1 pseudogene is annotated in these 407 nt (G+C 70.5%); it reads left to right on the forward strand.

What is annotated here, in order from left to right:
- Window positions 1-407: pseudogene (locus tag EN745_RS35775) on the forward strand (ABC transporter ATP-binding protein); the annotation flags it as partial.

Raw genomic sequence — 407 nt, forward strand, 5'->3', positions numbered from 1 at the left:
GACGCTGGGGCTGGCGCTCGTCCAGCTGGCGCACGCGATGCTGTCGGCGCAGCTCAAGGCGCCGAGCCGCAGCGTCGCGGCGCGCAACAGCGCGCTTGCCTCGCAGATGCTGCATCTGGTGCATGCCGGGCGCCTGATCCGCATCTTCGGCCAGGAGGACCGCGAGCAGGCTGCGTTCGACACGGCCTCCGACGGCGTGCGGCGCGCCGCCTTCGTGCTGGCGACCCGCCAGGGCGCGCTGCCGCCGCTGACCGAGGTGCTGCATGCGCTGCTGTTCCTGGCGACGGTGATCGCCGCCTTTCTCGCTAATGTCAGCTTCCCGCTGACCGCCGCCTTCCTCATCCTGCTTTACCGGCTGCAGCCGCATATGCGCGCACTGCAGATGTCGTGGAGCCAGTTGCAGGGGC

The organism is Mesorhizobium sp. M4A.F.Ca.ET.022.05.2.1 (assembly GCF_003998845.1).
Lineage (GTDB): Bacteria > Pseudomonadota > Alphaproteobacteria > Rhizobiales > Rhizobiaceae > Mesorhizobium.